Origin of the sequence: Pseudonocardia petroleophila (assembly GCF_014235185.1) — a bacterium.
GTDB classification, from domain to species: Bacteria; Actinomycetota; Actinomycetes; order Mycobacteriales; family Pseudonocardiaceae; genus Pseudonocardia; species Pseudonocardia petroleophila.
Genome location: NZ_CP060131.1, coordinates 1,666,283 through 1,689,855, shown reverse-complemented (window position 1 = coordinate 1,689,855; position 23,573 = coordinate 1,666,283). Strand labels below are relative to the sequence as shown.

Sequence of the window (23,573 nt, the reverse complement as noted above, 5' to 3'; positions counted from 1 at the left end):
ATTGATCACCAGCTCAGATGGTGGTTGACGCGCTGACACCTCCTAGATATCTTCATGCAGAATCACAAACTTCCCGTCGACCAGGACATCGACTTCTCACGAAGGAAGTGCTGCAGTGACGCAGATGATCAGCGAGACGTCCGCCGAGACCGCGGGAGAGAACTCCCGCCGTCCCTTCACCGGTGCGGAGTACCTGGAGAGCCTCAACGACGGCCGTGAGGTGTGGATCCACGGCGAGCGGATCGAGAACGTCGCCGAGCACCCCGCTTTCCGCAACTCGGCGCGGATGGTCGCCCGGCTCTACGACGCCATGCACGACCCGGCGAACGAGGGCACCCTCGCGGTGCCTACCGACACCGGCAACGGCGGGTTCACGCACCCCTTCTACAAGGCGCCGTACTCCCCGGCGGAGCTGCGCGCCGGAGCCGAGGGCTCCGCGGCGTGGGCGCGGCTGACCTACGGATGGCTCGGGCGCAGCCCCGACTACAAGGCCTCGTTCCTGTCCACGCTGGGCTCGCACACGGAGTTCTACGCGCCGTACCAGGACAACGCGAAGCGGTGGTACGCCGAGGCCCAGGAGCGTCTGCTCTACATCAACCACGCCATCATCAACCCGCCGGTCGACCGCGACCTCGGCATGGAGGGCGCCGCCGACGTCTTCATGAAGGTGGTCGAGGAGACGGCCGAGGGCCTGATCGTCTCCGGCGCGAAGGTCGTGGCCACCAACTCCGCGCTGACGCACTACAACTTCGTCGGCAACTACGGCCCGTTGCCGGTCAAGTCCAAGGAGTTCTCGGCGATCTTCATGGTCCCGATGAACACACCGGGTCTGAAGCTCATCTGCCGCTCCTCTTACGAGTTCAACGCGGCCACGACCGGCAGCCCGTTCGACTACCCGCTGTCGAGCCGGCTCGACGAGAACGACTCGATCCTGATCATGGATCGGGTCCTGGTGCCCTGGGACAGCGTCTTCTGCTACGACGTCGACAAGGCCAACAACTTCTTCGCCGGTTCCGGGTTCGTCTTCCGGGCGATGCTGCACGGCTGCGTGCGGCTGGCGGTCAAGTTCGACTTCCTCGTCGGGTTGTTCGTCAAGGCCCTCGAGATGACCGGCACGTCGAACTTCCGCGGTGTGCAGACCCGCATCGGTGAGCTGGTGTGCCTGCGCAACCTGTTCTGGGCGTGCGTCGACTCGATGGTCGACAACCCCGCTCCGTGGGCCGACGGCACCTGCGTGCCCAACCCCGACTCGGCCGGGGTGTACCGGCTGATGATGACGCAGGCCTACCCGCGGGCGAAGGAGATCTTCGAGCAGGACGTCGCGAGCGCGCTGATCTACCTGCCGTCCAGCTCGGCGGACTGGCTGAACCCCGAGCTGCGGCCCTACCTCGACCGCTACGTGCGCGGGTCGGCCGGCCGCACGGCCGAGGACCGCGTCAAGCTCATGAAGCTCATCTGGGACGCGATCGGCTCCGAGTTCGGCGGGCGCCACGAGCTCTACGAGCGCAACTACTCCGGCAACCACGAGAACCTGCGCATCGAGGCCTACCTGGGCCAGGTGCAGACCGGTCAGATCGACGGTTACAAGGCCATGGTCGACCAGTGCATGTCCGAGTACGACCTGAACGGCTGGACGGTGCCCGACCTGATCAACAACGACGACGTGCGGCGCGTCGGGAACAGCGGAGCGTCGTAGCGGGGTGACGGTCCGGGACCCGGCGGTGGACGCGACACTGATCGCCGACGGGACCCGGGACCGGCCGGGGCGGTGAACGGTGACGGCGAGGAGTGCTCGGATGGCCAGGGACGTGGACGTCAGGGCTGGGCGGGGTGCGGGGTCGCGCGCCGAAGACGTGGCGGCGCGGCTGGAGATGGAGATCCTGCGCTCCGGCCAGCCCGCGGGCACCCGCCTCGGCCTGCGCACGGAGCTGATCAGCCGCTTCGAGGTCAGCCCCGGGGTCATGAACGAGGCCCTGCGGCTGTTGCGCGACCGCGAGCTGATCACGGTCAAGCCGGGGCCCAGTGGTGGTGTGTTCACCGCGGACCAGCCGCCGGGTGTCCGGCTCGGCGCACTAGACCTGTGGTTCCAGGGCCTCACCGTGCCACCGCTGGAGATCTTCGAGTCCCGGACGCTGCTCGAGGAGATGTTCAACCTGCTGGCCCTGCAGAAGTCCTCGCCGCACGACCACATGGCGATGGAGCGGGGACTGCAGCGGATGGGTAACTCCGCCGAGGACCCGCGAGGGTTCTTCGAGGCCAACGTCGAGTTCCACCGCGCGATCGCCCGGTCCACCGGGGTGACGGTGCTGATCGGCATCTACGACAGCCTCGTCACCGTCCTCACCGGGGCACTGGTCCGCGCTGTCTGGACGGCCGGGCACGAGGAGACGATCGACCACAACCTGCGCGTCCACGCGCAGATCCTCGAGGCGATCCGCGCGAAGGACCGCAAGCGGCTCGAGACGGCCACCCGGCTCCACCGCGTCGACATGATCAGCCTCGCGCAGCCGGAGAAGTCACCGGTGGCCGGGATCGGGCGCGGCACCGGCGGCGCCGATGACTCCGAGGCCGGATGACCCGGCCCGGGTGACGGCACGCCGCCACCACGACGGACAGGAAGGACGACCATGACCCACCCCACCGACCCGCCGGAGGAGGCGCCGGCGATCACGGCCGACGTGATCGACCCCGCACGGCTGCGGTCCTGCCTGGGACGGTTCGCCACCGGGGTGACCGTGGTCAGCTACTCGCACGACGGGCAGCCCCGCGGGGCGACCGTGAACGCGTTCAGCTCGGTGTCGCTCGATCCGCCGCTGGTTCTCGTGTCGGTCGCCCGCACCGCCAGGGCGTGTCCGCTGCTGCAGGACACGGCGTTCGCGGTGAACGTGCTCTCGGCCCGCCAGATCGGCGTGGCGATGACCTTCGCCGGCCGGCCCGACGAGGCCGCCGTCATCGCGTGGGACCAGGGCCGCCACGCGCCGCGGCTGCGCCACACGCACGCGACGATCGAGTGCACGCCGTGGCGCTCCTACGACGGCGGCGACCACGTCCTCTACCTGGGACGCGTGGAAGACATCGCCATCCGGCCGAACGAGCCGCTGCTGTTCCACGGCGGCTCCTTCCACCGGCGCGGCGACGGTCTCGATGCGACCGGGCGCAGCACCCGGATCTCCACCCCCACCGCGCTGCCGCTCCAGCTCAGCGCGATGGAGGAGCTCGCCGAGGAGTTCGTCGCCGGCTGGATCTAGCCGGCCGACCGCTCGTCCGTTCCACCCACCACCCGGTGCCGTCGGCACCCGGGTCGATGACCCGTACCCGCAAGCCACAACGGAAGGAGCCGGTCAGGTGACCAGCACCGTGACCCAGCCGCAGACCTCGCAGCCCCAGGTGGTCGAGGTCAGCACCCCTCGCGTGCACAACCTGCACCACGTCGAGGTGTTCACCCCCAAGCCGAACGAGTCGCTCGACTTCTTCACCCGCGTTCTGGGGCTGCACGAGACCCACCGCGAGGGCCAGTCGGTCTACCTGCGCGGAGCGGGGGAGTGGGCCCGCTACTCCACGATCCTCACCGAGGCCGCGCAGCCCGGCCTGGGGCACATGGCCTGGCAGGTCGCCGAGCCCGACCAGGTCGAGGGCTGGGCCCGCCGGTTCCGGGACAAGGGCGTCGAGCACAAGCTCGAAGCCGGTGGCTCGCGCTTCGCCCAGGGCGACACCCTCAGCTTCACCGGCCCGTTCGGGCACCGCACAGAACTGTTCTACGACTTCGAGCGCTACGAGCCCGAGGCCGCGTCGAAGCTGCTCAGCCAGCCCGTCCGGTTCCCGACCCCGGGGATCGGGGCCCGTCGGCTTGACCACCTCAACATCACCGCGCGCAACGTCGACGAGGCGCGGGACTGGTACACCGACGTTCTCGGGTTCAAGCTCCGCGAGGCCGCCCGCACCCCTGACGGTGACATCGGGGTGTGGATGTCGGTCACCTCGCAGGTCCACGACCTCGCGATCATGCGCGACGGTTCGGGCGAGCGCGGGCGGCTGCACCACATCGCCTACTACCTCGACACCCCCGAGACCCTGCTGCGGGCTGCGGACACCTTCGTCGAGGAGGGCACTCCGATCGACGCCGGCCCCGGCAAGCACGGGCTGACGCAGGCGTTCTTCATCTACGTCTTCGAGCCCGGCGGCAACCGCGTCGAGCTGTTCTCCGGCGGCTACCCGATCCACGGCCCGGACTGGCAGCCGATCATCTGGGACGGGGCGAACATCGAGAAGGCGATCGTCTGGTACGGCGGGCAGCTGCCGGACACCTTCTTCACCGTCGCCACGTGAGGGTGCGGTGCCGGCGGCGGACCCCCTGCCGTCGGTACCGACACTCGATCGACAAGTAACGTTTCGTAGACGTCCGTCGAGGAATCGTTGTATCTTTCGGGTGATGCCGGTGTCGCTGGAGACACCGACGGGGATCGAGGCGGATCATGTCGAACAACCGTGAGGACCAGGCGACGGCCGGAGGGCTCGTGGCGATCCGGGCCGACCACGATCGGCGGCGGACGAACCTGCAGCCGTCCTACGACTACGTCGTGTGCGGCTCGGGGAGCGCGGGGTGCGTCATCGCCTCCCGGCTGGCGGCGAACGCCTCGGTCAGCGTCCTGCTGATCGAGGCGGGCGGCTGGGACACCGCCGACCAGGTGCTCGATCCCGGACAGTGGTTCACCAACCTCGGCACCGAGCGCGACTGGGGCGACGTCGCGGTCCCGGGCCCCGGGGTCAACGGCCGGGCGATACCGGAGCACATGGGCCGCGTCGTCGGCGGCGGCACCAGCATCAACGCAACGATCTGGGCCCGCCCGTTCAAGGCCGACCTCGACCACTGGGCAGACGTCACCGGCGATCCGGCGTGGGGCTACGAGCACGGCCTGGAGATCTTCCGGCAGGTCGAGGACTGGCAGGGCGATGCGGACCCGCGCTACCGCGGCAAGGGCGGCCCGGTCTGGTGCCAGCCGGCCCACGACCCGTCCCCGCACGTCCCCGCACTGCTCGACGCAGCCGCAGGGCTGGGTCACCCCGTCCTGGCCGACCAGAACGGCGCCCGAGAGGAGAGCGCAGGCGGCTTCGCCCTCATGAACCAGATCATCAGGGACGGTCAGCGCCGCAACATGGCCGCTGCCTTCCTCTACCCGGTGCTGGCGCAGGACAACATCACCGTGCTGACCGGCGCGCACGTCGATCGAGTGGTGATCACGGGTGGGCGGGCCACCGGCGTCGAGGTGACCGTCGACGGCGGCCGCCGCGTCGTCGGGGCCGGCAGCGAGGTCGTCCTGAGCGCGGGTGGCATCAACACCGCGAAGATCCTGATGCTCAGCGGGATCGGCGACGCGGCGGACCTGCGCGGTCACGGGATCGAGGTGGTGGTCGACTCGCCCGAGGTCGGGGCCAACTTCCAAGACCACATCCTGCACGGCGGCTGCCTGTGGGAGCCGCACGAGGCGCAGCCGCCGCGCAACAGTGCCGCCAACGCCGCGGGCTTCTGGAAGTCCGACAGTGTCCTGGCCTCGCCCGACCTCAACATCGTGCAGATCGAGATCCCGTACGCCAGTGAGGTCGTGGCCGCGCAGTACGCGCCGCCGCCCTCCAGCTGGGCCCTGTGCGCGGGTTTGGTCGCGCCGAAGAGCCGGGGACGGATGACCCTGCGATCGGCGGACCCGCAGGACCGGCCGGTCCTGGACGCCGCGTTCCTCTCGCACCCGGACGACGTCGCGGCGCTGGCCAAGGGCATCGAGCTGTGCCGCGAGCTCGGCAACTCCCCGCAGATGCGGCCGTTCGCCAAGCGGGAGGTGGCGCCGGGCCGGGAGCTCACGCCGTCGGAGCTCGTCGAGTTCGTCCGCAACGGCGCCACCACCTACTTCCACGAGACCGGTACCTGCCGCATGGGACGCGACTCCGCGGCCGTCGTCGACCCCGAGCTGCGCGTGAACGGAGTGCAGAACCTCCGCGTCGCCGACGCGTCGGTCATGCCCCGCATCCCGGGCGTCGCGACCATGGCGACGTGCGTGCTGATCGGTGCGCGCATGGCGGAGATCCTCGGAGCATGAGCACATCGACAGGACCAGCTCCGACTCCTGAGCGCTCCCCGGCCGAGGTGCGGCGGGTGGGGGTGATCGGCGGAGGCACGATGGGCACGGGCATCGCCTACGTCTTCACCGTGGCCGGCTGCTCGGTCACGCTCGTGGAGCCCCAGGAGGAGCGCGCGACGGCGGCCAGAGAGACGATCGAGACCCGGGCCGCGGGCGCCGCCCAGCGCGGCAAGCTCGATCAGGCCGCCGCCGACGCGGTGCCCGGCCTGCTCCGCACGGCCGCCGGGGTGGAGGACCTCGACGGCGGGCTCGACCTGATCGTGGAGTCGGTGCCGGAGCGGCTCGACCTCAAGCGCTCGGTGCTCGCCGCTGCGGAGCGCCGCGACCCCGTCCTGCTGGCGTCCAACACCAGCGGGCTGCCGATCACCGCGCTGGGTGAGGTGCTGCAGCATCCGGACCGGTTCCTGGGCCTGCACTTCTTCAACCCCGTGTGGTCCATGCCGTTGATCGAGATCGTCCACACCGATGCGACCGCGGACGAGCAGATCGACCGCGCCCGCACGGCCGCGGCGCTGGTGGGCAAGGAGACGATCCTGGTCCGGGACGCACCCGGTTTCGCCACCAGCCGCCTCGGTGTGACGCTCGGGCTGGAGGCGATCCGGATGCTGGAGGACGGAGTGGCGGAGGCGGCCGACATCGACAAGGCCATGGAGCTGGGCTATCGGCACCCGATGGGGCCGCTGCGGCTCACCGACCTCGTCGGTCTCGACGTGCGGCTCGACATCGCCCGCAACCTCACCGAGGCGTTCGGAGAGCGATTCGCCCCGCCGCAGCTCCTGGTCGACAAGGTGGCGGCGGGGGAGCTGGGTCGCAAGTCCGGCAGGGGCTTCTACGACTGGTAGTCGGACGAGTCCAGGCCCAGCTCGCCGAGGATGGCGGCGGTGTGCTCGCCGAGGGCGGGTACCGCCCCCATCGGGAGCTCGACGTCGCGGAAAGTCATCGGCGGCAGCACCCCCCGGATCTCGCCGGCCTCGGTCGCCACGGGTCGCCACCGGTCGCGCTCCGCGAGCTGCGGGTGCTCGACGAGTGCGGCGGTCGAGTTGATCTGTGCCGCGGGGATGCCCACCTGGGCGAGGCGGTCGTCGAGATCCTCGGTGGTCCACGTGCTGGTGAAGGACGCGACCAGGGCGTCGCACTCGGCGCGGTGCTGCACGCGTTCGACGTTGGTGGCGAAGCGGGAGTCGTCCGCGTGCTCGGGGGCGCCGAACACCTCGGTCACCAGCGCCCGCCAGCCGCGGTCGTTCTGCACGCCGATGAGCACCTGTCCGTCCTTCGTCGGGTACGCGTCGTAGGGGGCGATCGCGGCGTGGCTGAGCCCCATGCGCGGGATCTGCCTGCCGCCGTAGAGCTGCATGTAGAGGGGATGCCCCATCCACTCCACGGCGGAGTCGAACATCGAGACGTCCACGATCGCGCCCTCACCGGTCCGTTCCCGCCGGAACAGCGCCGCCAATACGGACGTCGTCGAGTACAGACCAGCGGCGATGTCGGCGCTGGGCACGCCCGTCTTCGTGGGGGTGTCAGGGGTGCCGGTCACGGCGACCATCCCGGACTCGGCCTGGATCAGCATGTCGTAGGCCTTGCGGTCCTTGCGCGGGCCGCTCGTGCCGTACCCGGAGATGTTGACCACGACCAACCGCGGGTCCGCGTCCCGCAGGGTCGGTCCGTCGAGACCGAGCCGCTCGACGACGCCGGGCGCGGTGTTGTGCAGGAACACGTCGGCGCGCGCGATCAGCTCGCGGGCGACGAGGAGACCGCGGTCGGTCTTGAGGTCGAGGACGATCGACTCCTTGCCGCGGTTGAGCCACACGAAGTGCGAGGCGAGCCCGTGGACGGCGTGGTCGTAGTGGCGGGCGAAGTCACCCTCGCCCGGTCGTTCGATCTTGACGACGCGAGCGCCGAGGTCGGCCAGGTGCCGGGTGGCGAGCGGTCCGGCGACGGCCTGTTCGAGGGCGACGACGGTGATGCCGGCCAGGGGGAGTGCGGCGTCCACGTGGGTCGGGCTCACGACTTACCGAGCTCGGCGCGGACCAGACCACCGCCGACGATGAGGCGCTGGATCTCGCTGGTGCCCTCGTAGAGGCGCAGCAGCCGGACGTCGCGGTAGATCCGCTCGACCGGGATCTCCCTCATGTAGCCGGCCCCGCCGTGCACCTGCACGGCGAGGTCGGCGACCTTCCCGACCATCTCGGTGCAGAACAGCTTCACCGCCGACGGGGCGATGCGCCGGTCCTCCCCGCTGACGTAGGCCCGCGCGGTCTCGCGGACCATCGCGCGCCCGGCGAGGACACCGGTCGCCATGTCGGCGAGCATGGCCTGGACCAGCTGGAAGTCGCCGATGCGGTCGCTGCCCTGTGTGGTGTGCGCGGCGTGGGAGACGGACTCGTCCAGGGCCCGCTGGGCGGTGCCGACCGCGAGGGCCGCGATGTGCACGCGCCCGCGGGCCAACGAGGTCATCGCGGCGCGGTAGCCGGCGGCTTCCTCGCCCCCGACGAGGGCGTCGGCGGGCACCCGGACGCCGTCGAACGCGACGTCGGCGGTCCACGCGCCCTCCTGACCCATCTTGGCGTCCTTCGGTGCGACCTCGACGCCGGCAGTGTCGGCGGGGACCAGGAAGACGGCGATGCCCGGGTTGCCCGGTTGGGGCTCGGCGGTGCGGGCGAAGACGACGAACAGGTCCGCGATGGGGGCGTTGGTGATGTACTGCTTGCGGCCGTCGATCACCCAGTCCCCGCCGTCACGCCGCGCGCGGGTGCGCAGACCGGCCGGGTTGGAGCCCGCCCCCGGCTCGGTCAGGGCGAACGACGCGACGACCTCGCCCGAGGCAATCCGTTCGAGCCACCGCTGCTTCTGCTCATCGGTGCCGAACCCGACGAGCACCTGCCCGGCGATGCCGTTGTTGGTGCCGAACATCGAGCGCAGCGACAGGGTGGTGTAGCCGAACTCCATCGCCAGCTCGACGTCCTGGGTGAGGTCGAGACCCAGCCCGCCCCACTCCTCGGGGATGGCGTAGCCGAACAGTCCCATCTCCGCGGACGCCGTGCGGAGGTCGTCGGGGATGCGGTCGGTCGTCATGATCTCGTTCTCGCGCGGCACGACCGTCGACCGGATGAAGGTACGCACCTGCTTGCGGATGAACTCGAAGTCCTCGGCCGACACCGATGTCTCACTCATGATCGGGGGCTTCCTCTCGTGGGTCGTCAGCCGGCGATGCGCTGCTCGCCGGCGGTGCGGCGGGCGCGTGCGGCGGCCAGGGTGTCCAGTCGGGGGTTCGTCGGGCCGGCGGCCGGGGTCCTCGTGCGGAGGTCGGCGAGGATCCCGTCCGCTGCGGCGGCGAGAACGGGGGACGGCTCGAGTGCACCGTCGAGCAGTGCACACGCGGCACTGGCCCCGGTGGGACGCAGATACACGACGATGCCGCAGCCGTCCTCGGAGAATCGCCGCAGGGCGTCGTCGAGCGAGCGACGGCAGCCGCACAGGGTCGAGCGGAGGACGTCGCCACTGAGGCACTGGGTGTGGATGTGGACCGGCACGTCCGCGTCGACGGCGTCGAGTCGGCCGGCCACGAGTGCCATGTGCTCGGCACCGTCGGTGCAGCCGAGGTAGCCGACGGCGTGGAAGGGCCCGAACTCCGTCGGCAGGACGGTGCTGACCACGCGCTGCACCTGCTGCTCGGTCCGGAGCCGGTAGGCGACGATGTCGGCCACGGACAGCAGCACGAGGCGGTGCTCCGCGGCGAAGCGCTCGAGCTCCGGACCGCGGGCCATCTCTCCCGGCACGTCCCGGGAGACGATCTCGCACAGCGCACCCGCCGGCGCGAGCCCGGCGAGGCGGGTGAGGTCGACCGCAGCTTCGGTGTGGCCCGGGCGCACCAGCACCCCGCCGGCCCTGGCCATCAGCGGGACGACGTGCCCCGGCCGGACGAGGTCCCGCGGGGTCGTCGTGGACGAACCGAGAGCGGCGATCGTGGCCGCCCGCGAAGCGGCGGAGATCCCGGTGCCCGTGCCGGCCAGGTCGACGGTGACGCGGTAGGCGGTGCGGAACCGGTCGGCGTTGTCGTGGTGCATCGGCGGCAGGTCGAGGCGAGCGCACTCCTGCTCCGGCAGGGCGACGCAGACGAAGCCGGACGTGTGGCGCACGGTGAAGGCGACGAGCTGCGGCGTCGCGAGGCTCGCCGCGAAGACGATGTCGCCCTCGTTCTCCCGGTCGGCATCGTCGACGACCACGACCGGTCGACCTGCGGCCAGGGCGACCAGCGCGGCGCCGACGCGATCGTCGGCGAGCTCGTACGAGGGGATGTCCACGGGTGTCCTTGCCGGTCAGAGGGCGGCGAGGCGCCGGAAGCGGCTGCCGTGGAAGACGAGGGGTGCAGCGTCCGGATCGGCGCTGACGCCGTGGATGCGCAGCAGCACGATGTCGTGGTCGCCGGACGGGACCTCGGCGTGGATGGTGCAGTCGAGCCACAGCGTGGCGCCGTGCACGTGGACAGCGCCGTCGTCGGAAGCGGTCCAGTCGGTGCCGGCGAACCGGTCGCCGGTCTTGCTCGCCAGCCGGGCGCAGACCTCGTCCTGGCCCTCGGCGAGAACGCTGAGCCCGAGCCGGGGCGCTCGCCGCAGGACCGGCCAGGTCGTGGAGCTGTGCTGCATGCACACCGACACCAGCGGTGGCTCCACCGAGACGGAGGTGAACGAGCTCGCCGCCAAGCCGACGGGGACGCCGTCGACGTCCGCGCAGACCGCGGTGACGCCTGAGGGGAAGCAGCCGAAGGCCCGGCGCAGCTGGTCCACCGCCGTCACCGCTTCGATGCTCCGGTTCCGCCCGTCCATCGGGGCCGCTCCCTCCCGGGGCGTCCGCTCCGACGCCCACGTCGGGGACGCTAGCTCCGGGCGAGGGCCGCGGAGTGTTGCAGAATCGGCCACTCCCGGGCATCGGCGGTCGTGCGTGACGAGTGTCCCAGAAGAGAACACTCCGCCCTCTTGCCACCGTGTGAACCTGCCGGTCCGACGCGCTGCACCGGCAGCGCCGACGCTAACTCGCACGGCCCAGCAAGGGAGCTGACATGGCACTGAAGTTCGGGACGTTCATGGCCCCGTTCCACACCCCCGTGGGTCAGGACCCCACCTACGCGATCGAGCGCGACCTGGCCGTCATCCGGCACATGGACATGCTCGGGTTCGAAGAGGCATGGATCGGGGAGCACCACTCCTGCGGCGCCGAGCTGATCCCGGACCCGTTCATCTTCATCGCCTACGCGGCGCAGGAGACCAAGCACATCAAGCTCGGCACCGGAGTGGTGTCGCTGCCCTACCACAACCCGTTGTGGATCGCGGACCGCGCGCTGTTCACCGACCGCCTCCTGCGCGGTCGGTTCATGCTCGGTCTCGGCCCGGGCGCACTGCCCACCGACGCCACGATGATCGGCCTGTCCCTGGAGGAGCAGCGCGGTGCCTTCGAGGAGGACGTCGACGTGCTGATGGCGATCCTGCGGGGCGAGTCCGTCACTCACGAGACGCCGCGCTACCGCCTGCACGAGGCGCGCACCCAGTTCGCGCCCTACAGCGACTTCGACATCGTCTGCGCGGCCATCGCCAGCCCGACCGGCCCGCGTGTGGCGGCGAAGAACGGCATCAACCTCCTGTCGGTCGGCGCGACGGCCGCTGGTGGATTCGACGCGCTCGCCCTGCACTGGGACGTCATGGAGGAGCGGGCCCCGCAGTTCGGGCACACCCCGGACCGCGCCGGGTGGCGCCTCGCGGGCCCGATGCACCTGGCGGAGACCAAGGAGCAGGCCATCGAGGACGTCCGCCACGGCCTCGACGACTGGTGCCACTACACCCAGCACATCCTCGCCGCTCCGCACTTCCGCGCCGCCGGTGAGACGTTCGAGGAGCGGGTGGCCTTCGTCAACGAGTCCGGTCTCGGCGTCATCGGTACCCCGGACGACGCCGTGGCCCAGATCGAGCGGCTGGAGAAGCAGTCCAAGGGATTCGGGTCCTACCTGCTCATCCACCACGAGTGGGCCCGGCACGCCGCCACGCTCCGGAGCTACGAGCTGTTCGCCGAGTACGTGAGGCCCAAGTTCCAGGGCAGCGCGTCGCGCCTGCAGCAGGCCTCGGACTACGCGACGTCGCGCTGGACCGAGCTCAACGACCGTCAGGGCGCCGCGATCCAGGCGGCGACCGACCGGCACGCCAAGGAGCGCGCCGACGCGGGCAAGGCCTGACGGACACCGCCGCGGCGTCGGCTGCGGGGGTCGACGCCGCGCGGAGCATCGGGGACCCTGGACAGGGCGCCCGGAGGGATGGGTTCATGATCGACGACGATCGCGAATGGCTGGAGAACGGCAGCCGGCCCGGCTCCGTGCTGCGTCCGGAGATCGCGAACTCGTGGCGCCGCAGCCGGCTCAGCGGCGTCAGCCCGGACACGGTGGCGATCCTGCCCGGCGACGCCCCGCTCGACTCCAAGATCGCGCGGGTCGCGGTGCCGGTCCTCGGCTCCATGGCCGAGGTCCTGATCGGCGCCAACACCAGTCTGCTGCTCAGCGCCCCGGACGGCACGATGCTCTGGCGCTGGGACGAGGACAGCCGGCTGAGTGCCCTGCTCGACCGCAACTCCGCGGTCGTCGGCACCCGGTGGAGCGAGGACGTCGTCGGGACCAACGGACTCGGTACCTCGTTGGAGACCGCGCAAGCGATCACCATCCACGGATCGGAGCACTTCGCCGAGGCTCTGCACCCCTTCACCTGCGCGGGCGCCGCGATCCGCCACCCCATCACGCGCCGGGTCGCGGGCACGCTCAGCGTCACCAGCCTGAACAAGGACGCGAGCCCGCTCATGGCGGCCACGCTGCTCAAGCTCGTCAGGGAGGTGGAGGAGCAGCTCTACGGCGCCAGCACGCTGCGCGAGCGTGAGCTGCTCCACCACTTCCTGGCCGAGCGGCGGCGCGCGGACAGTGCGGTCGTGGTGGTGAACGGGGACACCGTCATCGCCAACAAGGCCGGGGCCAAGCTCGGCATCGACCATCGCTCCCTGTGGAACCAGGTGACCGCCGGTCGCGTGCGGACGACCGACGTCGTGCTCGACCGATCCGACGAGATCAGCTGGCGGGCGATCGAGCACGCGGGCTCCGTGGTCGGGCTGGTGATCGTCTCCGACACCCCGACGGACGAGGCCCCGGCCGCCACCGCGCCGGGTCGCCTGACCGTCTCCTCACGCACTCCGCACTGGTCCGACCTGCCCACCCGCCTGCGGGCGGTGTCGCGCGGGTCGGACCGGTTCCTCGTCACGGGAGAGTCCGGCGTCGGGAAGCGGACGCTCGTGCAGGAGACGTTCGGGTCGTCGGGGCTCCTGCCCGAGCTGGACGGGGCGGAGGCCGAGGAGGTCGGGTCGCGGCAATGGCTCGCGATGGCCCGGGAGGTCCTCACCCGAACCGTGGAGGACCCCGCGGCACCGGCACTGCTGCTGTCGCACCTGGAGTCGCTGACCATCGGCGCCTCCCGGTCGTTGGGCCGCATCCTCGACGCGCTGCCGCGATCCGGCGACGCCTTGCGCGTCGTCGCGACCTGGACACCGACCGGTGTGGAGGCCGGGCCGGTGCTGCAGTCACTCCTCGACCGCTTCGCCTCGGAGCCGTTCGAGGTCCCGCCGTTGCGCCGACGGCCGCGGGACATCCTCGGGCGGCTGGTGGACCAGGGGCCGACGATGCCGGTGCTGTCCCCGGCGGCGGTCGATCTCGTCGAGCGGCATCCGTGGCCCGGTAACCACCGCCAGCTCGAGGAGTTCCGGCGCTGGATCGGCAACCAGCGCCGACCGGTGCTCGACGTCGTCGACCTGCCCGCACGCTGGTCGCGCGACGCGGCCCGGGCCGGGCTCACCGCCATCCAGGCGGCAGAGGCCGACGCCATCAGCGCGTCGCTGTCGGCCCACGACGGCAACAAGGCCGCGACGGCTGCCGAACTGGGGATCTCCCGCTCCTCGCTCTATCGCAAGATGCGGGAGTTCCACCTGACCTGACCGGCGCGTCAGCAGTAGACCATGCCTCCGTCGATCAGCACGGACTGGCCGGTCATGTACCGGCCATCGGGGCCGGCGAGGTAGGAGACGAAGCCGGCGACGTCGTCCGGCGTCTCGGCCCGGCCGAGCGCGATCGTCCCCACGAACTGCTCGAAGGTGGCGCCCTTCTCGGCCCCGGTGTGGCGGGCGAACTCCTCGTCGACCGTGACCCACATGTCGGTGTCGACGACCCCGGGGCAGTAGGCGTTGACGGTGATGCCGTCCGCGGCCAACTCCTTGGCGGCGGCCTGCGTGAGCGCCCGGACGGCGAACTTCGAGGCGCAGTAGGCGCTGAGCATGGCGAAGCCGTCGTGTCCCGCAATGGAGGAGGCGTTGATGAGGGCGCCCTTCGTGCCGTGCTCCCGGAACGTCTCCGCGGCGGCCTGGATGCCCCAGACCACGCCCTTGAGGTTGACCCCCAGGATGGCGTCGAGCTTGTCGGGGGTGACGTCGAGCAGCGGCTCGACCTGCACGATTCCGGCGTTGTTGACCATGATGTCGAGCGTTCCGAGCTCGGCACGGGCCTGCGCCACGGCCGCGAATACCTGGTCCCGGTCGCTGACGTCGGCCCGGATCGAGGCGGCCTTGCGACCGAGCGCGCGGATCTCCTCGGCCACTGCGGCGGCCTTGTCGCCGTTGAGGTCGACGACGGCCACGTCTGCCCCGTCCCGCGCCAACCGCAGGGCGATGGCCCGCCCGATGCCCTGCGCCGCTCCGGTCACCAGTGCGACCGCCCCCGAGATGTCTCCCATGACGTATCCCTCCGCTCGACGTCGAGACGACCAGTCTCTGCGGGCATCCGACCGGCGGGTGTTCGGTCTTGGGACAGATCGGGCGCTCAGGTCCGTTCGACGTGCGCGCGCACCCGGGTGCCGTCCTCGCTGGTCCAGCCCTTGCGCGTGGCGTAGGCGAGCATCCCCGCGAGGTCGTCCTCCCAGCTCGGACCGACCCGGTCGCCCGCCATCCGGCGGATCGTCGCGACGGGCACCATGACGTGGCCCGACTCGAGGACCTCACCCAGTCCGGCGCGCTCGGCACTCGCGGCGAGATCCCCGTCGTCGAGCTCTGCCGGGCAGCGGATTGAGAACGCCGTCACGTCCTGCGGGTCGACGAGCTCGACCGAATCAGCGCTGATGAAGAAGTGCATGAGGTCAGTGTCGCCCGGGTTTCCTGGTCGGCCGTGTTCATTCCTGGCACAGCTTCGGCGCCGGTGCGTGCGATCGCCGGATGTGTCCCAGAAGCGAACAGCACCGCGTATCCCGGTCGTGTGAGCGTGGTCTCCCGCCACCGGCCGACGACGTGCCGGTCCGTTCCGATCCGAGTGAGGACGACGATGCCCGCACCGACCTTCGGTCTCTGGTACGACTTCCGCAATCCCGCGCAGTGGAGCCAGCCGATCGGCCGGCTGTACCGGGAGACGATCGACCAGGCCGTCTGGGCCGAGCAGATCGGCTTCCGGTCCGCGTGGTTCAGCGAGCACCACTTCGCGCCCGATGACTACGCCTGCTCGCCGCTGATCGCCGCCGCGGCCGTCGGTGCGCGCACGTCGGAGATGCGGCTCGCGACGAACATCATCGTCGCCGCCCTGCACAACCCGGTGCGTCTGGCGGAGGACGCCAACGCCCTGTCGCTGATCACCGACGGCCGGTTCGACCTCGGCGTCGGGCTCGGCTACAACGAGCGGGAGTTCACGGCGTTCGGCCGGGTCCGCAAGCAGCGGCCGAGCCTGTTCGAGGACGCGATCGCGATCATCCGCGCCGCATGGAGCGGGAGCGACGAGGGGTACGAGGGCAAGCGGTTGTCGATGCCGGCCGTGCGGGTCACACCGGTCGCCGAGAAGACGCCCCGGATGCCCATCGGAGCCGTGGCCCCGAAGGGTCTTGAGCGCGCCGCGCGCCTGGGCGACGGGGTCATCACGCTGTCCAACGACCACTTCCAGGTCTACCTCGACGCGCTGGTCGCGAACGGCAAGAGCCTCGACGACGGCGCCATCTACGCCAGCCAGTGGGTGGTGCTGGCAGAGGATCCAGAACGGGAGTGGGCCCGGATCGGCGAGCACGTGCTGTACCAGGTCAACAAGTACATCGAGTGGGGCTCGTTCGAGGGATCGGGCGTGCCGGACCACTTCGACACACCCCAGCAGCTCCTGGACTTCGGCGTGTACAAGCTCTGGGACGCGGACGCGGGCATCGCCGAGATGACCGCACTCGCCGAGCAGAACCCGCAGATCCGCGACTTCCACTTCTGGGCGCAGTTCCCCGGCGAGACGGTCGAGTCGGGCTCTGCACGCGTGCAGTACATCGCCGACCACGTGATCCCCGCGGTGCAGCAGAGGCTCGAGCCCACCACCGCCACCGTCTGACCCCTCGTTCCCACCGAAAGGCACCCACACCATGCGCGACGAGATCTACTGGGTCGTCACCGCGGCCCTCAAGCCCGGGGACTACGACGCCTTCGTCGAGGCGATCACCCCGCTCGTGGCCGCCACCCGCGAGGAGCCGGGTTCGAACGCCTACGACTACAGCGTCAGCAGTGACCGCACCGTGGTCCACATCTACGAGAGCTACCGCGATTCCGCGGCGGTGGTCGCCCACGTCGAGGGCACGTTCTCCCGGTTCGCCGAGGAGTTCGGCCAGCTCGTCACCATCGACGGATTCGTCGTCTACGGCTGGCCCGACGAGGCGGCGAAGAAGATCCTCGACGGGTTCGGCTCGACCTACATGACGCCGTTCCTCGGCTACACGCAGTCCGACGCCCGGTGACAGGAGCCCCGCCCACCACCGGGGTGCACCACTTCTCGCCCACGGTCTCCGACGTGGAGGCGTCTGCCGGCTGGTACGCGCGGGTGTTCGACCTCGACCGGTTACCCGGCGAGGCCCGCCACCACGGGGACGAGGACGGCGGGTACGCGGTCCTGCTGATCGACCGGCGCACCGGGTTGCTCATCGGGCTGCACCACCACCACGGGCACCACGGCGGGCCGTTCGACGAGCGACGGGCGGGGCTCGACCACATCGCCTGGGGCGTGCGTGACCGCGCCGATCTCGACGCGTGGGCCGGCTGGCTCGACGACCTCGGGGTAGCGCACTCCGGAGTGATCGACAAGGTCGCGCGGAGCTACTCGGCGATCGTCTTCCGGGACCCCGACGGGATCCAGCTGGAGCTGTTCCACCGGGACGGATGAGCGCCGTCCGTCCACCACCACTCAGAGCCGAGAGGACGAGGAGTCCCACCATGCGAGCAGTCGTCTACCGGGGACGCAACGACGTCGCCGTCACCGAGGTGCCGGAGCCGAAGGTCGGTGTCGGTCAGGTCCGGGTCCGGGTCGACTTCAACGGGATCTGCGGCACCGACCTGCACGAGTACTTCGACGGCCCGATCTTCGTGCCGACGGAGCCGCACCCGCTCACCCTCGACCAGATGCCCGTCGTCCTCGGTCACGAGTTCGCCGGGACCGTCGTCGAGGTCGGGGCGGGCGTGACCGACCTGGCCGAGGGCGACCGCATCGCGTGCGAGCCGGTGTACCGGTGCGGGAAGTGCGCCCCCTGTCTGGCCGGCCGCTACAACATCTGCACCAGCGTCGGCTTCCACGGGCTGTCCACCGACGGTGGCATGGCCGAGTACACCGTGATCGACCAGATCATGGCCCACAAGCTGCCCGACGGCGTCTCCACCGAGCTCGGCGCACTGGTCGAGCCGATGTCGGTCGCCTACCACGCCACCATGCTCAGCGATGCCACCGCCGACGGCACCAGCGTGATCTTCGGCGCCGGTCCGATCGGCATCGGCCTGTGGTTCGCGCTGCGGGGGAGAGGGATCGAGGACGTCCTGGTCGTCGAGCCCTCGTCGGTGCGCCGGGCGGCGATCGAGCGACTCGGCGCGCGCACGGTGGACCCGACCGCGGTCGACGTCCCCGCGCTCGTCGCCGACCACACCCACGGGCGCGGGGTCGACGCCGCCTTCGACGCCGCCGGCGTGCGGGCGTCGGTCGAGTCGGCCCTGCTGTGCCTGGGCCCGACGAAGGCGCTGGTCAGCGTCGCGATCTACGACCGGGCGCTGGAGACCTCGCTTCTGCAGCTGGTGCTCCGCGAGGCTCGCATCCAGGGCACCCTCTGCTACACCGGTGACGACTACCGTGCCGTGATCGACCTGATGGCGCGCGGGCACTACGACACCACCGGCTGGGTCGAGCAGATCGCGATGGGGGACGTGCTCGCCGAGGGCTTCGAAGCGCTGCGCGCCGGGCAGAAGATGAAGGTGCTGGTCGACCCGACGCGCTGACGCCCGGGAACGGGGATCAGGGGACGACGACGAGCTTGCCCGCGGCGCCGCCGTGCTCCATGAGGGTGTGGGCCTCGGCGATGCCGTCGAGGGCGAAGGCGCGGTCCAGGGGCACCACGGCGCGGCCGGCGGCGACGTCGTCGAGGAACTCCTGCAGCACGGCGGGCGGGAGGTCGGAGGCGTCGCCGCCGTAGGCGGAGAGGCGGACGCCGCGGGGCAGGTAGTCGATGGGGTAGAAGTCGGGGACCGTCCAGTGGTTGGACAGCATCCCGGCGAAGCAGACGACGCCGTGCACCCGCGTGGCGGCGAGGGTGTCGGGCAGGGTCGGGGTACCGACGAGCTCGAGCGCGGCGTCGACGCCGTCGGGCACGATGTCACGGACCCCCGCGGCGACGGCCCCGTCGTCGAGCACGACATGGTCGACGCCCACGCGGCGCAGCAACGCGGCGCGGTCGGGGTCCCGGGTCGTCGCCAGGACCGTCATCCCCCGGCGCTTGGCGAGGACGGCTGTGGTGAGCCCGACCGAGGAGGTGCCGCCGCGGATCAGCAGCGTCTGGCCGGGCTGCGCGTCCAGGCCGACGGTGAGTGCGCCGTAGGCCGTCTGGAGCATCTCGGGGACGGCGCCGACTGTGGCGGCGTCGAGGTCGCTGCGGAAGGGGACGACCTGGGCGGCGGGGACGCAGGTGTACTCGGCGTAGCCGCCGTCGATGGTGCGGCCCATGCCACCCATCATGGCCACGACCTGCTGCCCGGCCTCGAACTCGCCGCCCGGGCAGGCGGCGACGACCCCGGTGGCCTCGATGCCCAGGACGCGGGGGAAGGTGACGCCCCCGGCTAGTCCGAGGCGGGTGTGGAGCTCGGAGCGGTTGAGGCCGGACGCGGTGACGCGGATGAGTACCCAGCCGGGTGCGGGCCGGGGGACGGGCAGCTCCCGGATCTGGAGGGCCTCGGGCGGGCCGGGGGCGTCGAGCACGACCGCGCGCATCGTCGTCGGGATTGGGTCGGTCATCGGTCGCTCCTCCGGGTCGGCACCCGGAGCAACACCATTCCGCGGAAGATGATTCCGCGTAATCTACTCACGTGCCCGACCTGCGCCGGCTGTTCGACGACCTCGTCCGCGTCGAGATCCTGCTGTGGGAGGCCGTGGACCGGCGACTGCGCGACGAACTGGACCTGCCGCTCGGTCGCGTCGAGGTGCTGAGGGTCGTGGCGACCACCGACCCGTGCCGGATCGCCGACGTCGTGTCGGCGGTGGGCATCTCCGTCGGCGCGGCGAGCAAGCTCGTGGACCGGCTGGAAGCAGCACAGCTGTGCGTGCGCCGGCCACATCCCGGCGACCGGCGCTCCTCGCTGCTCATCGTCACCCGAACGGGCCGGCAGGTGCACGAACGCGCGGAGCGAGTGGTCAGCGAAGAACTCGCCACCCGACTCGACGACCTCACCGCCTACTCCCAGCGCCAGCTCGCGATCTCCTTGCGAGGAGTTCGAGAACACCTGAGCGGTTGACCTGGCGGAGGCCGTGCGGCAGATCAGGCGCTCAAGGGCCGCGCGGCCGAGAACCGCCCTTTGTGGACGCCTTCGGCGGGGCCTGCCGGCCCTTAGAGCCCTGTGTCAACCTCCTCCGGGCCGATGAGTTCGGGGCTCGGCAGTCGTCGGTGCTGGGTAAACGCCTTCAAGGCTCGACGATGAGAGGATCTTCGATGGGTGACGTGACGAACTCGCGACCGGTTGTCGGCATGTACGCGTTCCGCTCTGGCGATCCGGGCCGTCTGGGCACGTTCTGGGCGGAGGTGATGCAGCTGCCGATCTCGCAGCACTCGACCGACGAGCTGATGATGCTCGACTTCGATCACGAGGTCGGCCCGGTGACGTGGATGTTCGAGCGGGACGATGCGATGGCAGGCGGTTCGTCCCGGATAGGGCTGGACATTTCCGGGCCGGACGGTGAGGGATGGCGGGATCTGGCCGACCGGGCGGAGAGGGCGGGCGCTCGGCGCGTCGGCGAGCACGAGGTTAACGGCGTGCAGTGGATCGAGATGGCTGATCCCGATGGCAACGCGTTCAGGGTGTTCGCGCCACGCCCGGGTCAAGGGCAGTAAGTCGCGGTGAGCTTCCGGTTGGAACCATATGATGATCGTTAGTCATATCGACACGATCGTCATCCGTGCGGCTCGGATGCGCTGCGCGGAGCCTCCGGCGGCCGGGCTCCGCCCGGACCCGGCACCGTTCAGAGATCCCCTGAACCTGCGGGAGGTGGTGATCTCCTCACGGCGCGCCCAAGGGCTGCCAGACCGGTCGCCCGGGCCGCAAGCCTGAACAGCTGGCTTGCCCCCGGGGCCACCGGCCCGGCCGGGATGAACCCGCGCCGCGAGGAGATCACCACCCGAGACCGGCCGTCTGCCTTGTCAGGCGGGGGACCGCGGCCGGCGGCGACCGTGTTCAGGCAGCAGTGGCGGGCGACCGCTCACGCAGGACGGTCTGCAGGGCGCGGTGCTGGTCGGGCTGGTAGGGCTGGTGGTCCTGCCAGCAGCGCCAGATGACCAGTAGCCAGGCGCGGGCGAGGATCCGGACGGCGTGCGGGTGGCGGTGTCCGCGCCCGACAGCTTGACGATAGACGTGCGCGGCCCACGGGTTGGCGTGGCGGGAGTCGGCGGCGAAGTCGCAGACCGCGTCGCGTAGCTGCTTGTCCGCCGACCAACGGAACGACGTGGTGCGCACCTTCCCGGACTGCCGGGTCGAGGGGGTGACCCCGGCCAGGGAGGCCAGCGCTTCGGGGGTGGGGAACCGGCCGCGGCAGTCGCCGATCTCGGCGATCAGCCGGGCGGCGCGCAGGGCCTGGGCGCGCGGCAGGCTGCGGAAGATGTGTGCGTCGGCGTGCTCGGCGAGCTGGGCGGTGATCCGCTTGTCCAGGGCCTTGATCTGGACGACGATCGCGGTCAGCGCGGCCACGAACGCCCGGGTGACCTCGGCGGCCGCGGCGCCGGCCGGTCCGGTCGCGCCGCGGGCGGCGGCGGCGAGGTGGGCGTGCAGGATGGCGGGGTCCTTGCGGCCGGTGTAGTTCGCCCGGCGCAGCCACGTCGTCAGCCGGGAGGGGGTGAGCCAGTCGGTGTCGTCCTGGCCGGGGAACGCGGCGAGGAACCGCAAGCTGGTGATGCCGTCGAGGTCGGCGAACAGCCCGACCGGACCGGGGTGGAAGGTTTGCAGGTGGGCGCGGAGCTGGTTGGCCAGCCCGACCCGGTGGGTGAGCAGGTCCTTCCGCGCCCGCACCGTTGAGCGCAACAGCACCGTGGCCGGGGTGTCGGGGATCAGCGGGCGCAGCCGGGCCCGGTCGGTGCGCAGCGTGTCGGCCAGGACGAACGCGTCGAACCGGTCGTCCTTGTTCCGTGCGGAGCCGTAGCGGCCGCGGAGGTTGTTCACCTGGTTCGGGGCGATCACCACCACCGTTAGACCGGCGCCGAGCAGGGCGTCGACTACGAGGCCGTCGCTGCGTTCGATCGCGACCTCGGTGATGTGGTTGCGGCGCAGCCGGCGGACGAGCTCGCGTAGACCGGCCGCGGTGGCGTCGACGGCGAACCGGTCGATCACGGTGCCGCGGGCGTCGACGACGGCGACGACATGGTCGGCGGTGGCCCAATCCACGCCGGCGGTGACCCCGCCGGGCGGTAGGTCCGGCAGCAGGACGGGCGCAGCGTCGATGGGGGCGTGGTCGGGCATGGATGCTCCGGGGTGCTCGGCGTGTCGGCACCCATGGATTCCGGGTCGCGGCTCCCGCACGCTCACTGTTCGGCGCTCGCGGCGCTCAGCCCTTGTTGACGGTCCGCGCGACCCAGGTGACCACCGAGCCCCGCGTTCTAAGGGCGGACGTCAAGCCGTCGGCTTACCAAGGCGGTGACCCGGTGGCACCTCGGGTGCATCGACGGCATCGGCCGCCGACACCTCCTGATAGTGGCCCAGTGGGCTTCGCACGGCCTCACTCCCGGTAAAGGGCGCTCCGCTGCGCTACGCGTCGCTGCGCGACAGCCCTGGCGGGCTGCCCTTGACCGAGAGCCTCCACGGCCGTGCCGGGTCGCCCCAAGGCGGCGGGGGAACAACGCCCCGCCACCCCAGGGGGACGGGCCGACAGGCCCACCCACGATCTCGGGAGGCCACCATGACCGCACGTACCAGCCACTGCACCGGCGAGGACACCAGCCCGACCGCGCAGGCGCGGCTGATCACCCAAGTCCTCCGTGGTCACCGGCGTGGTGGTCCACGCCGCGGGGCTCGTCCCAGTTCGGCTCGATCTGGCCCATGTCGGGACCGCGGAGCAGCAGCTCGGCCTCACCCTCGGTTGCGTGCTGGTGTACCTGCGGGCCGGGATCACCGCCCGCGCGATCGCCGACGGCTGGACCGACGCCGCCGTCGCGGCCCGGTCGCTCCGACCGGCGGTGGCGGGGCACCGGCCGTTGGTGATCGGGCCGACGACGGTCGCGGCGATGGTCCGCTACGCAGGATCCCCGCGGGTGATCTCGGCGTTCGAGCCCGCCCGCGCCGGTGGGGCGGTCCCGGCGGTGCTGCGAATCCAGGCCGGGCCGGTCACCTGGGAGATCTGCGACGCCACCGCCTACACCTCGATGCTGCGCGCCTGGCGCCAGGCGGCCCGGTTGCTGGGGGACAACCCCACCGAGGACGAGTAGAGGCAGCAACTGTGGATAACTCGGTGCGGTCGCCGACGCGGCCGCACCGATTCCACGATGCTGCGGGGGTGGACACCACAACTTTGGACCGTCGGCGTGCTCACCGCCGGGGTGGAGAACGTGCAGCACCTGGCCGACGGCACTGCGGGTACACGGGCGGAGGCGGTCGAAGCGGCATCCGACGCTCTCGTCGTAGCGGCGATGGATCGCGGCCGCCAGCAGTACCGGATCTGCGTGGCCGACACCCGGTTCATCGTCCGACCCGGACTGACCGCGCGCGGCGACGTCGACCTGATCGACCTCGCCGACGCCCTGCGTGCGGCCGACTCGTTCCGCTCGAATGCGTCGTAACGACCAGGCTCCTGCGATTGAGCGATCACCTAGCCTCCCGGTCTGGACGCTCTATGAGCGATCTGGCTACAGGAGTGTGCAC

General features: G+C 71.1%; 24 protein-coding genes. 16 read left to right on the top strand and 8 right to left on the bottom strand.

Going from position 1 to position 23,573, the window contains the following annotated elements:
* Positions 1–124 precede the first annotated feature (124 nt).
* The 6 genes from H6H00_RS08535 (at position 125) to H6H00_RS08510 (ending at position 6,973) form a co-directional block, all read left to right on the top strand.
* The gene (locus H6H00_RS08535; protein ID WP_185720771.1) at positions 125–1,696 is read left to right on the top strand and encodes a 4-hydroxyphenylacetate 3-hydroxylase family protein; all 1,572 of its coding nucleotides are present in this window, start codon (positions 125–127) and stop codon (positions 1,694–1,696) included.
* 100 nt (positions 1,697–1,796) lie between these two features.
* Positions 1,797–2,576, top strand: a complete 780-nt coding sequence (locus H6H00_RS08530; RefSeq protein WP_185720770.1) for a FadR/GntR family transcriptional regulator — start codon at positions 1,797–1,799, stop codon at positions 2,574–2,576.
* Between the two features lie 51 nt (positions 2,577–2,627).
* Complete coding sequence (locus H6H00_RS08525; RefSeq protein ID WP_221775831.1) at positions 2,628–3,248, top strand: flavin reductase family protein; 621 nt, start codon at positions 2,628–2,630, stop codon at positions 3,246–3,248.
* A gap of 97 nt (positions 3,249–3,345) precedes the next feature.
* Positions 3,346–4,326, top strand: coding sequence for a catechol 2,3-dioxygenase (locus H6H00_RS08520; protein WP_185720769.1), 981 nt, complete (start codon positions 3,346–3,348; stop codon positions 4,324–4,326).
* 146 nt (positions 4,327–4,472) lie between these two features.
* Positions 4,473–6,089 (top strand): GMC family oxidoreductase, encoded by a 1,617-nt coding sequence (locus H6H00_RS08515; protein ID WP_185720768.1) that lies wholly within the window; start codon positions 4,473–4,475, stop codon positions 6,087–6,089.
* Positions 6,086–6,973: a 3-hydroxyacyl-CoA dehydrogenase family protein gene (locus tag H6H00_RS08510; protein ID WP_185720767.1), complete on the top strand. Its 888-nt coding sequence runs from the start codon at positions 6,086–6,088 to the stop codon at positions 6,971–6,973. Before H6H00_RS08515 ends, H6H00_RS08510 begins: the two co-directional genes overlap by 4 nt.
* Here the strand turns inward: H6H00_RS08510 and H6H00_RS08505 are convergent.
* From H6H00_RS08505 to H6H00_RS08490, 4 genes are read right to left on the bottom strand one after another with little or no spacing between them, the layout of a single operon-like run.
* On the bottom strand, positions 6,961–8,139 hold the full coding sequence (locus tag H6H00_RS08505) for a CaiB/BaiF CoA transferase family protein (RefSeq protein ID WP_185720766.1): 1,179 nt from the start codon (positions 8,137–8,139) through the stop codon (positions 6,961–6,963). The genes H6H00_RS08510 and H6H00_RS08505 overlap by 13 nt on opposite strands.
* The gene (locus H6H00_RS08500) at positions 8,136–9,305 is read right to left on the bottom strand and encodes an acyl-CoA dehydrogenase family protein (RefSeq protein ID WP_185720765.1); all 1,170 of its coding nucleotides are present in this window, start codon (positions 9,303–9,305) and stop codon (positions 8,136–8,138) included. The genes H6H00_RS08505 and H6H00_RS08500 overlap by 4 nt, the downstream gene beginning before the upstream one ends.
* Before the next feature lie 26 nt (positions 9,306–9,331).
* Positions 9,332–10,435 carry a 3,4-dihydroxy-2-butanone-4-phosphate synthase gene (gene ribB / locus H6H00_RS08495; protein ID WP_255425643.1) on the bottom strand — a complete coding sequence of 368 codons (1,104 nt, stop codon included), beginning with the start codon at positions 10,433–10,435 and terminating at the stop codon, positions 9,332–9,334.
* Positions 10,436–10,450: 15 nt separating this feature from the next.
* Positions 10,451–10,957 carry a flavin reductase family protein gene (locus tag H6H00_RS08490; RefSeq protein ID WP_185720764.1) on the bottom strand — a complete coding sequence of 169 codons (507 nt, stop codon included), beginning with the start codon at positions 10,955–10,957 and terminating at the stop codon, positions 10,451–10,453.
* 233 nt (positions 10,958–11,190) lie between these two features.
* Here H6H00_RS08490 and H6H00_RS08485 point away from each other — a divergent pair, with 233 nt between their 5' ends.
* The gene (locus tag H6H00_RS08485; protein ID WP_185720763.1) at positions 11,191–12,354 is read left to right on the top strand and encodes an LLM class flavin-dependent oxidoreductase; all 1,164 of its coding nucleotides are present in this window, start codon (positions 11,191–11,193) and stop codon (positions 12,352–12,354) included.
* A gap of 86 nt (positions 12,355–12,440) precedes the next feature.
* On the top strand, positions 12,441–14,144 hold the full coding sequence (locus H6H00_RS08480) for a sigma-54-dependent Fis family transcriptional regulator (protein ID WP_185720762.1): 1,704 nt from the start codon (positions 12,441–12,443) through the stop codon (positions 14,142–14,144).
* An 8-nt stretch (positions 14,145–14,152) separates the two neighbouring features.
* Here H6H00_RS08480 and H6H00_RS08475 read toward each other — a convergent pair whose 3' ends face one another.
* Both H6H00_RS08475 and H6H00_RS08470 read right to left on the bottom strand, forming a co-directional pair.
* On the bottom strand, positions 14,153–14,935 hold the full coding sequence (locus H6H00_RS08475) for an acetoin reductase (protein WP_185720761.1): 783 nt from the start codon (positions 14,933–14,935) through the stop codon (positions 14,153–14,155).
* An 86-nt stretch (positions 14,936–15,021) separates the two neighbouring features.
* Complete coding sequence (locus tag H6H00_RS08470) at positions 15,022–15,330, bottom strand: hypothetical protein (protein WP_185720760.1); 309 nt, start codon at positions 15,328–15,330, stop codon at positions 15,022–15,024.
* Positions 15,331–15,516: 186 nt separating this feature from the next.
* On the opposite strand from H6H00_RS08470, the gene H6H00_RS08465 reads away from it, so the two are divergent.
* The 4 genes from H6H00_RS08465 to H6H00_RS08450 are packed head-to-tail and all read left to right on the top strand — an operon-like array spanning position 15,517 to position 18,464.
* Positions 15,517–16,545 (top strand): LLM class flavin-dependent oxidoreductase, encoded by a 1,029-nt coding sequence (locus H6H00_RS08465; protein ID WP_185720759.1) that lies wholly within the window; start codon positions 15,517–15,519, stop codon positions 16,543–16,545.
* 31 nt (positions 16,546–16,576) lie between these two features.
* The gene (locus H6H00_RS08460; RefSeq protein WP_185720758.1) at positions 16,577–16,945 is read left to right on the top strand and encodes a putative quinol monooxygenase; all 369 of its coding nucleotides are present in this window, start codon (positions 16,577–16,579) and stop codon (positions 16,943–16,945) included.
* Positions 16,942–17,367 carry a VOC family protein gene (locus H6H00_RS08455; protein ID WP_185720757.1) on the top strand — a complete coding sequence of 142 codons (426 nt, stop codon included), beginning with the start codon at positions 16,942–16,944 and terminating at the stop codon, positions 17,365–17,367. The genes H6H00_RS08460 and H6H00_RS08455 overlap by 4 nt, the downstream gene beginning before the upstream one ends.
* A 50-nt stretch (positions 17,368–17,417) precedes the next feature.
* The gene (locus tag H6H00_RS08450) at positions 17,418–18,464 is read left to right on the top strand and encodes a 2,3-butanediol dehydrogenase (RefSeq protein ID WP_185720756.1); all 1,047 of its coding nucleotides are present in this window, start codon (positions 17,418–17,420) and stop codon (positions 18,462–18,464) included.
* Between the two features lie 16 nt (positions 18,465–18,480).
* Here the strand turns inward: H6H00_RS08450 and H6H00_RS08445 are convergent, their stop codons facing one another.
* Positions 18,481–19,449 carry a zinc-binding alcohol dehydrogenase family protein gene (locus H6H00_RS08445; RefSeq protein WP_221775932.1) on the bottom strand — a complete coding sequence of 323 codons (969 nt, stop codon included), beginning with the start codon at positions 19,447–19,449 and terminating at the stop codon, positions 18,481–18,483.
* 95 nt (positions 19,450–19,544) lie between these two features.
* Between H6H00_RS08445 and H6H00_RS08440 the strand changes: the two genes are divergently transcribed.
* Both H6H00_RS08440 and H6H00_RS08435 read left to right on the top strand, forming a co-directional pair.
* Positions 19,545–19,970, top strand: coding sequence for a MarR family winged helix-turn-helix transcriptional regulator (locus tag H6H00_RS08440; protein ID WP_185720754.1), 426 nt, complete (start codon positions 19,545–19,547; stop codon positions 19,968–19,970).
* Between the two features lie 194 nt (positions 19,971–20,164).
* Positions 20,165–20,563 (top strand): VOC family protein, encoded by a 399-nt coding sequence (locus tag H6H00_RS08435; protein WP_185720753.1) that lies wholly within the window; start codon positions 20,165–20,167, stop codon positions 20,561–20,563.
* Between the two features lie 340 nt (positions 20,564–20,903).
* On the opposite strand, the gene H6H00_RS08430 is transcribed toward H6H00_RS08435, so the two are convergent.
* Positions 20,904–22,178, bottom strand: a complete 1,275-nt coding sequence (locus H6H00_RS08430) for an IS110 family RNA-guided transposase (protein ID WP_185720752.1) — start codon at positions 22,176–22,178, stop codon at positions 20,904–20,906.
* A gap of 527 nt (positions 22,179–22,705) precedes the next feature.
* On the opposite strand from H6H00_RS08430, the gene H6H00_RS08425 reads away from it, so the two are divergent.
* Both H6H00_RS08425 and H6H00_RS08420 read left to right on the top strand, forming a co-directional pair.
* Complete coding sequence (locus H6H00_RS08425) at positions 22,706–23,140, top strand: hypothetical protein (RefSeq protein WP_185720751.1); 435 nt, start codon at positions 22,706–22,708, stop codon at positions 23,138–23,140.
* 96 nt (positions 23,141–23,236) lie between these two features.
* Positions 23,237–23,491: a hypothetical protein gene (locus tag H6H00_RS08420; RefSeq protein WP_185720750.1), complete on the top strand. Its 255-nt coding sequence runs from the start codon at positions 23,237–23,239 to the stop codon at positions 23,489–23,491.
* Positions 23,492–23,573 lie beyond the last annotated feature (82 nt).

Bases quoted from the DNA above. Each gene is read 5' to 3' on its own strand.
- H6H00_RS08535 (WP_185720771.1), top strand. From the start codon at position 125: ATGATCAGCGAGACGTCCGCCGAGACCGCGGGAGAGAACTCCCGCCGT.
- H6H00_RS08530 (WP_185720770.1), top strand. From the start codon at position 1,797: ATGGCCAGGGACGTGGACGTCAGGGCTGGGCGGGGTGCGGGGTCGCGC.
- H6H00_RS08525 (WP_221775831.1), top strand. From the start codon at position 2,628: ATGACCCACCCCACCGACCCGCCGGAGGAGGCGCCGGCGATCACGGCC.
- H6H00_RS08515 (WP_185720768.1), top strand. From the start codon at position 4,473: ATGTCGAACAACCGTGAGGACCAGGCGACGGCCGGAGGGCTCGTGGCG.
- H6H00_RS08510 (WP_185720767.1), top strand. From the start codon at position 6,086: ATGAGCACATCGACAGGACCAGCTCCGACTCCTGAGCGCTCCCCGGCC.
- H6H00_RS08500 (WP_185720765.1), bottom strand. From the start codon at position 9,305: ATGAGTGAGACATCGGTGTCGGCCGAGGACTTCGAGTTCATCCGCAAG.
- H6H00_RS08490 (WP_185720764.1), bottom strand. From the start codon at position 10,957: ATGGACGGGCGGAACCGGAGCATCGAAGCGGTGACGGCGGTGGACCAG.
- H6H00_RS08485 (WP_185720763.1), top strand. From the start codon at position 11,191: ATGGCACTGAAGTTCGGGACGTTCATGGCCCCGTTCCACACCCCCGTG.
- H6H00_RS08480 (WP_185720762.1), top strand. From the start codon at position 12,441: ATGATCGACGACGATCGCGAATGGCTGGAGAACGGCAGCCGGCCCGGC.
- H6H00_RS08475 (WP_185720761.1), bottom strand. From the start codon at position 14,935: ATGGGAGACATCTCGGGGGCGGTCGCACTGGTGACCGGAGCGGCGCAG.
- H6H00_RS08470 (WP_185720760.1), bottom strand. From the start codon at position 15,330: ATGCACTTCTTCATCAGCGCTGATTCGGTCGAGCTCGTCGACCCGCAG.
- H6H00_RS08465 (WP_185720759.1), top strand. From the start codon at position 15,517: ATGCCCGCACCGACCTTCGGTCTCTGGTACGACTTCCGCAATCCCGCG.
- H6H00_RS08460 (WP_185720758.1), top strand. From the start codon at position 16,577: ATGCGCGACGAGATCTACTGGGTCGTCACCGCGGCCCTCAAGCCCGGG.
- H6H00_RS08450 (WP_185720756.1), top strand. From the start codon at position 17,418: ATGCGAGCAGTCGTCTACCGGGGACGCAACGACGTCGCCGTCACCGAG.
- H6H00_RS08445 (WP_221775932.1), bottom strand. From the start codon at position 19,449: ATGCGCGCGGTCGTGCTCGACGCCCCCGGCCCGCCCGAGGCCCTCCAG.
- H6H00_RS08435 (WP_185720753.1), top strand. From the start codon at position 20,165: ATGGGTGACGTGACGAACTCGCGACCGGTTGTCGGCATGTACGCGTTC.
- H6H00_RS08430 (WP_185720752.1), bottom strand. From the start codon at position 22,178: ATGCCCGACCACGCCCCCATCGACGCTGCGCCCGTCCTGCTGCCGGAC.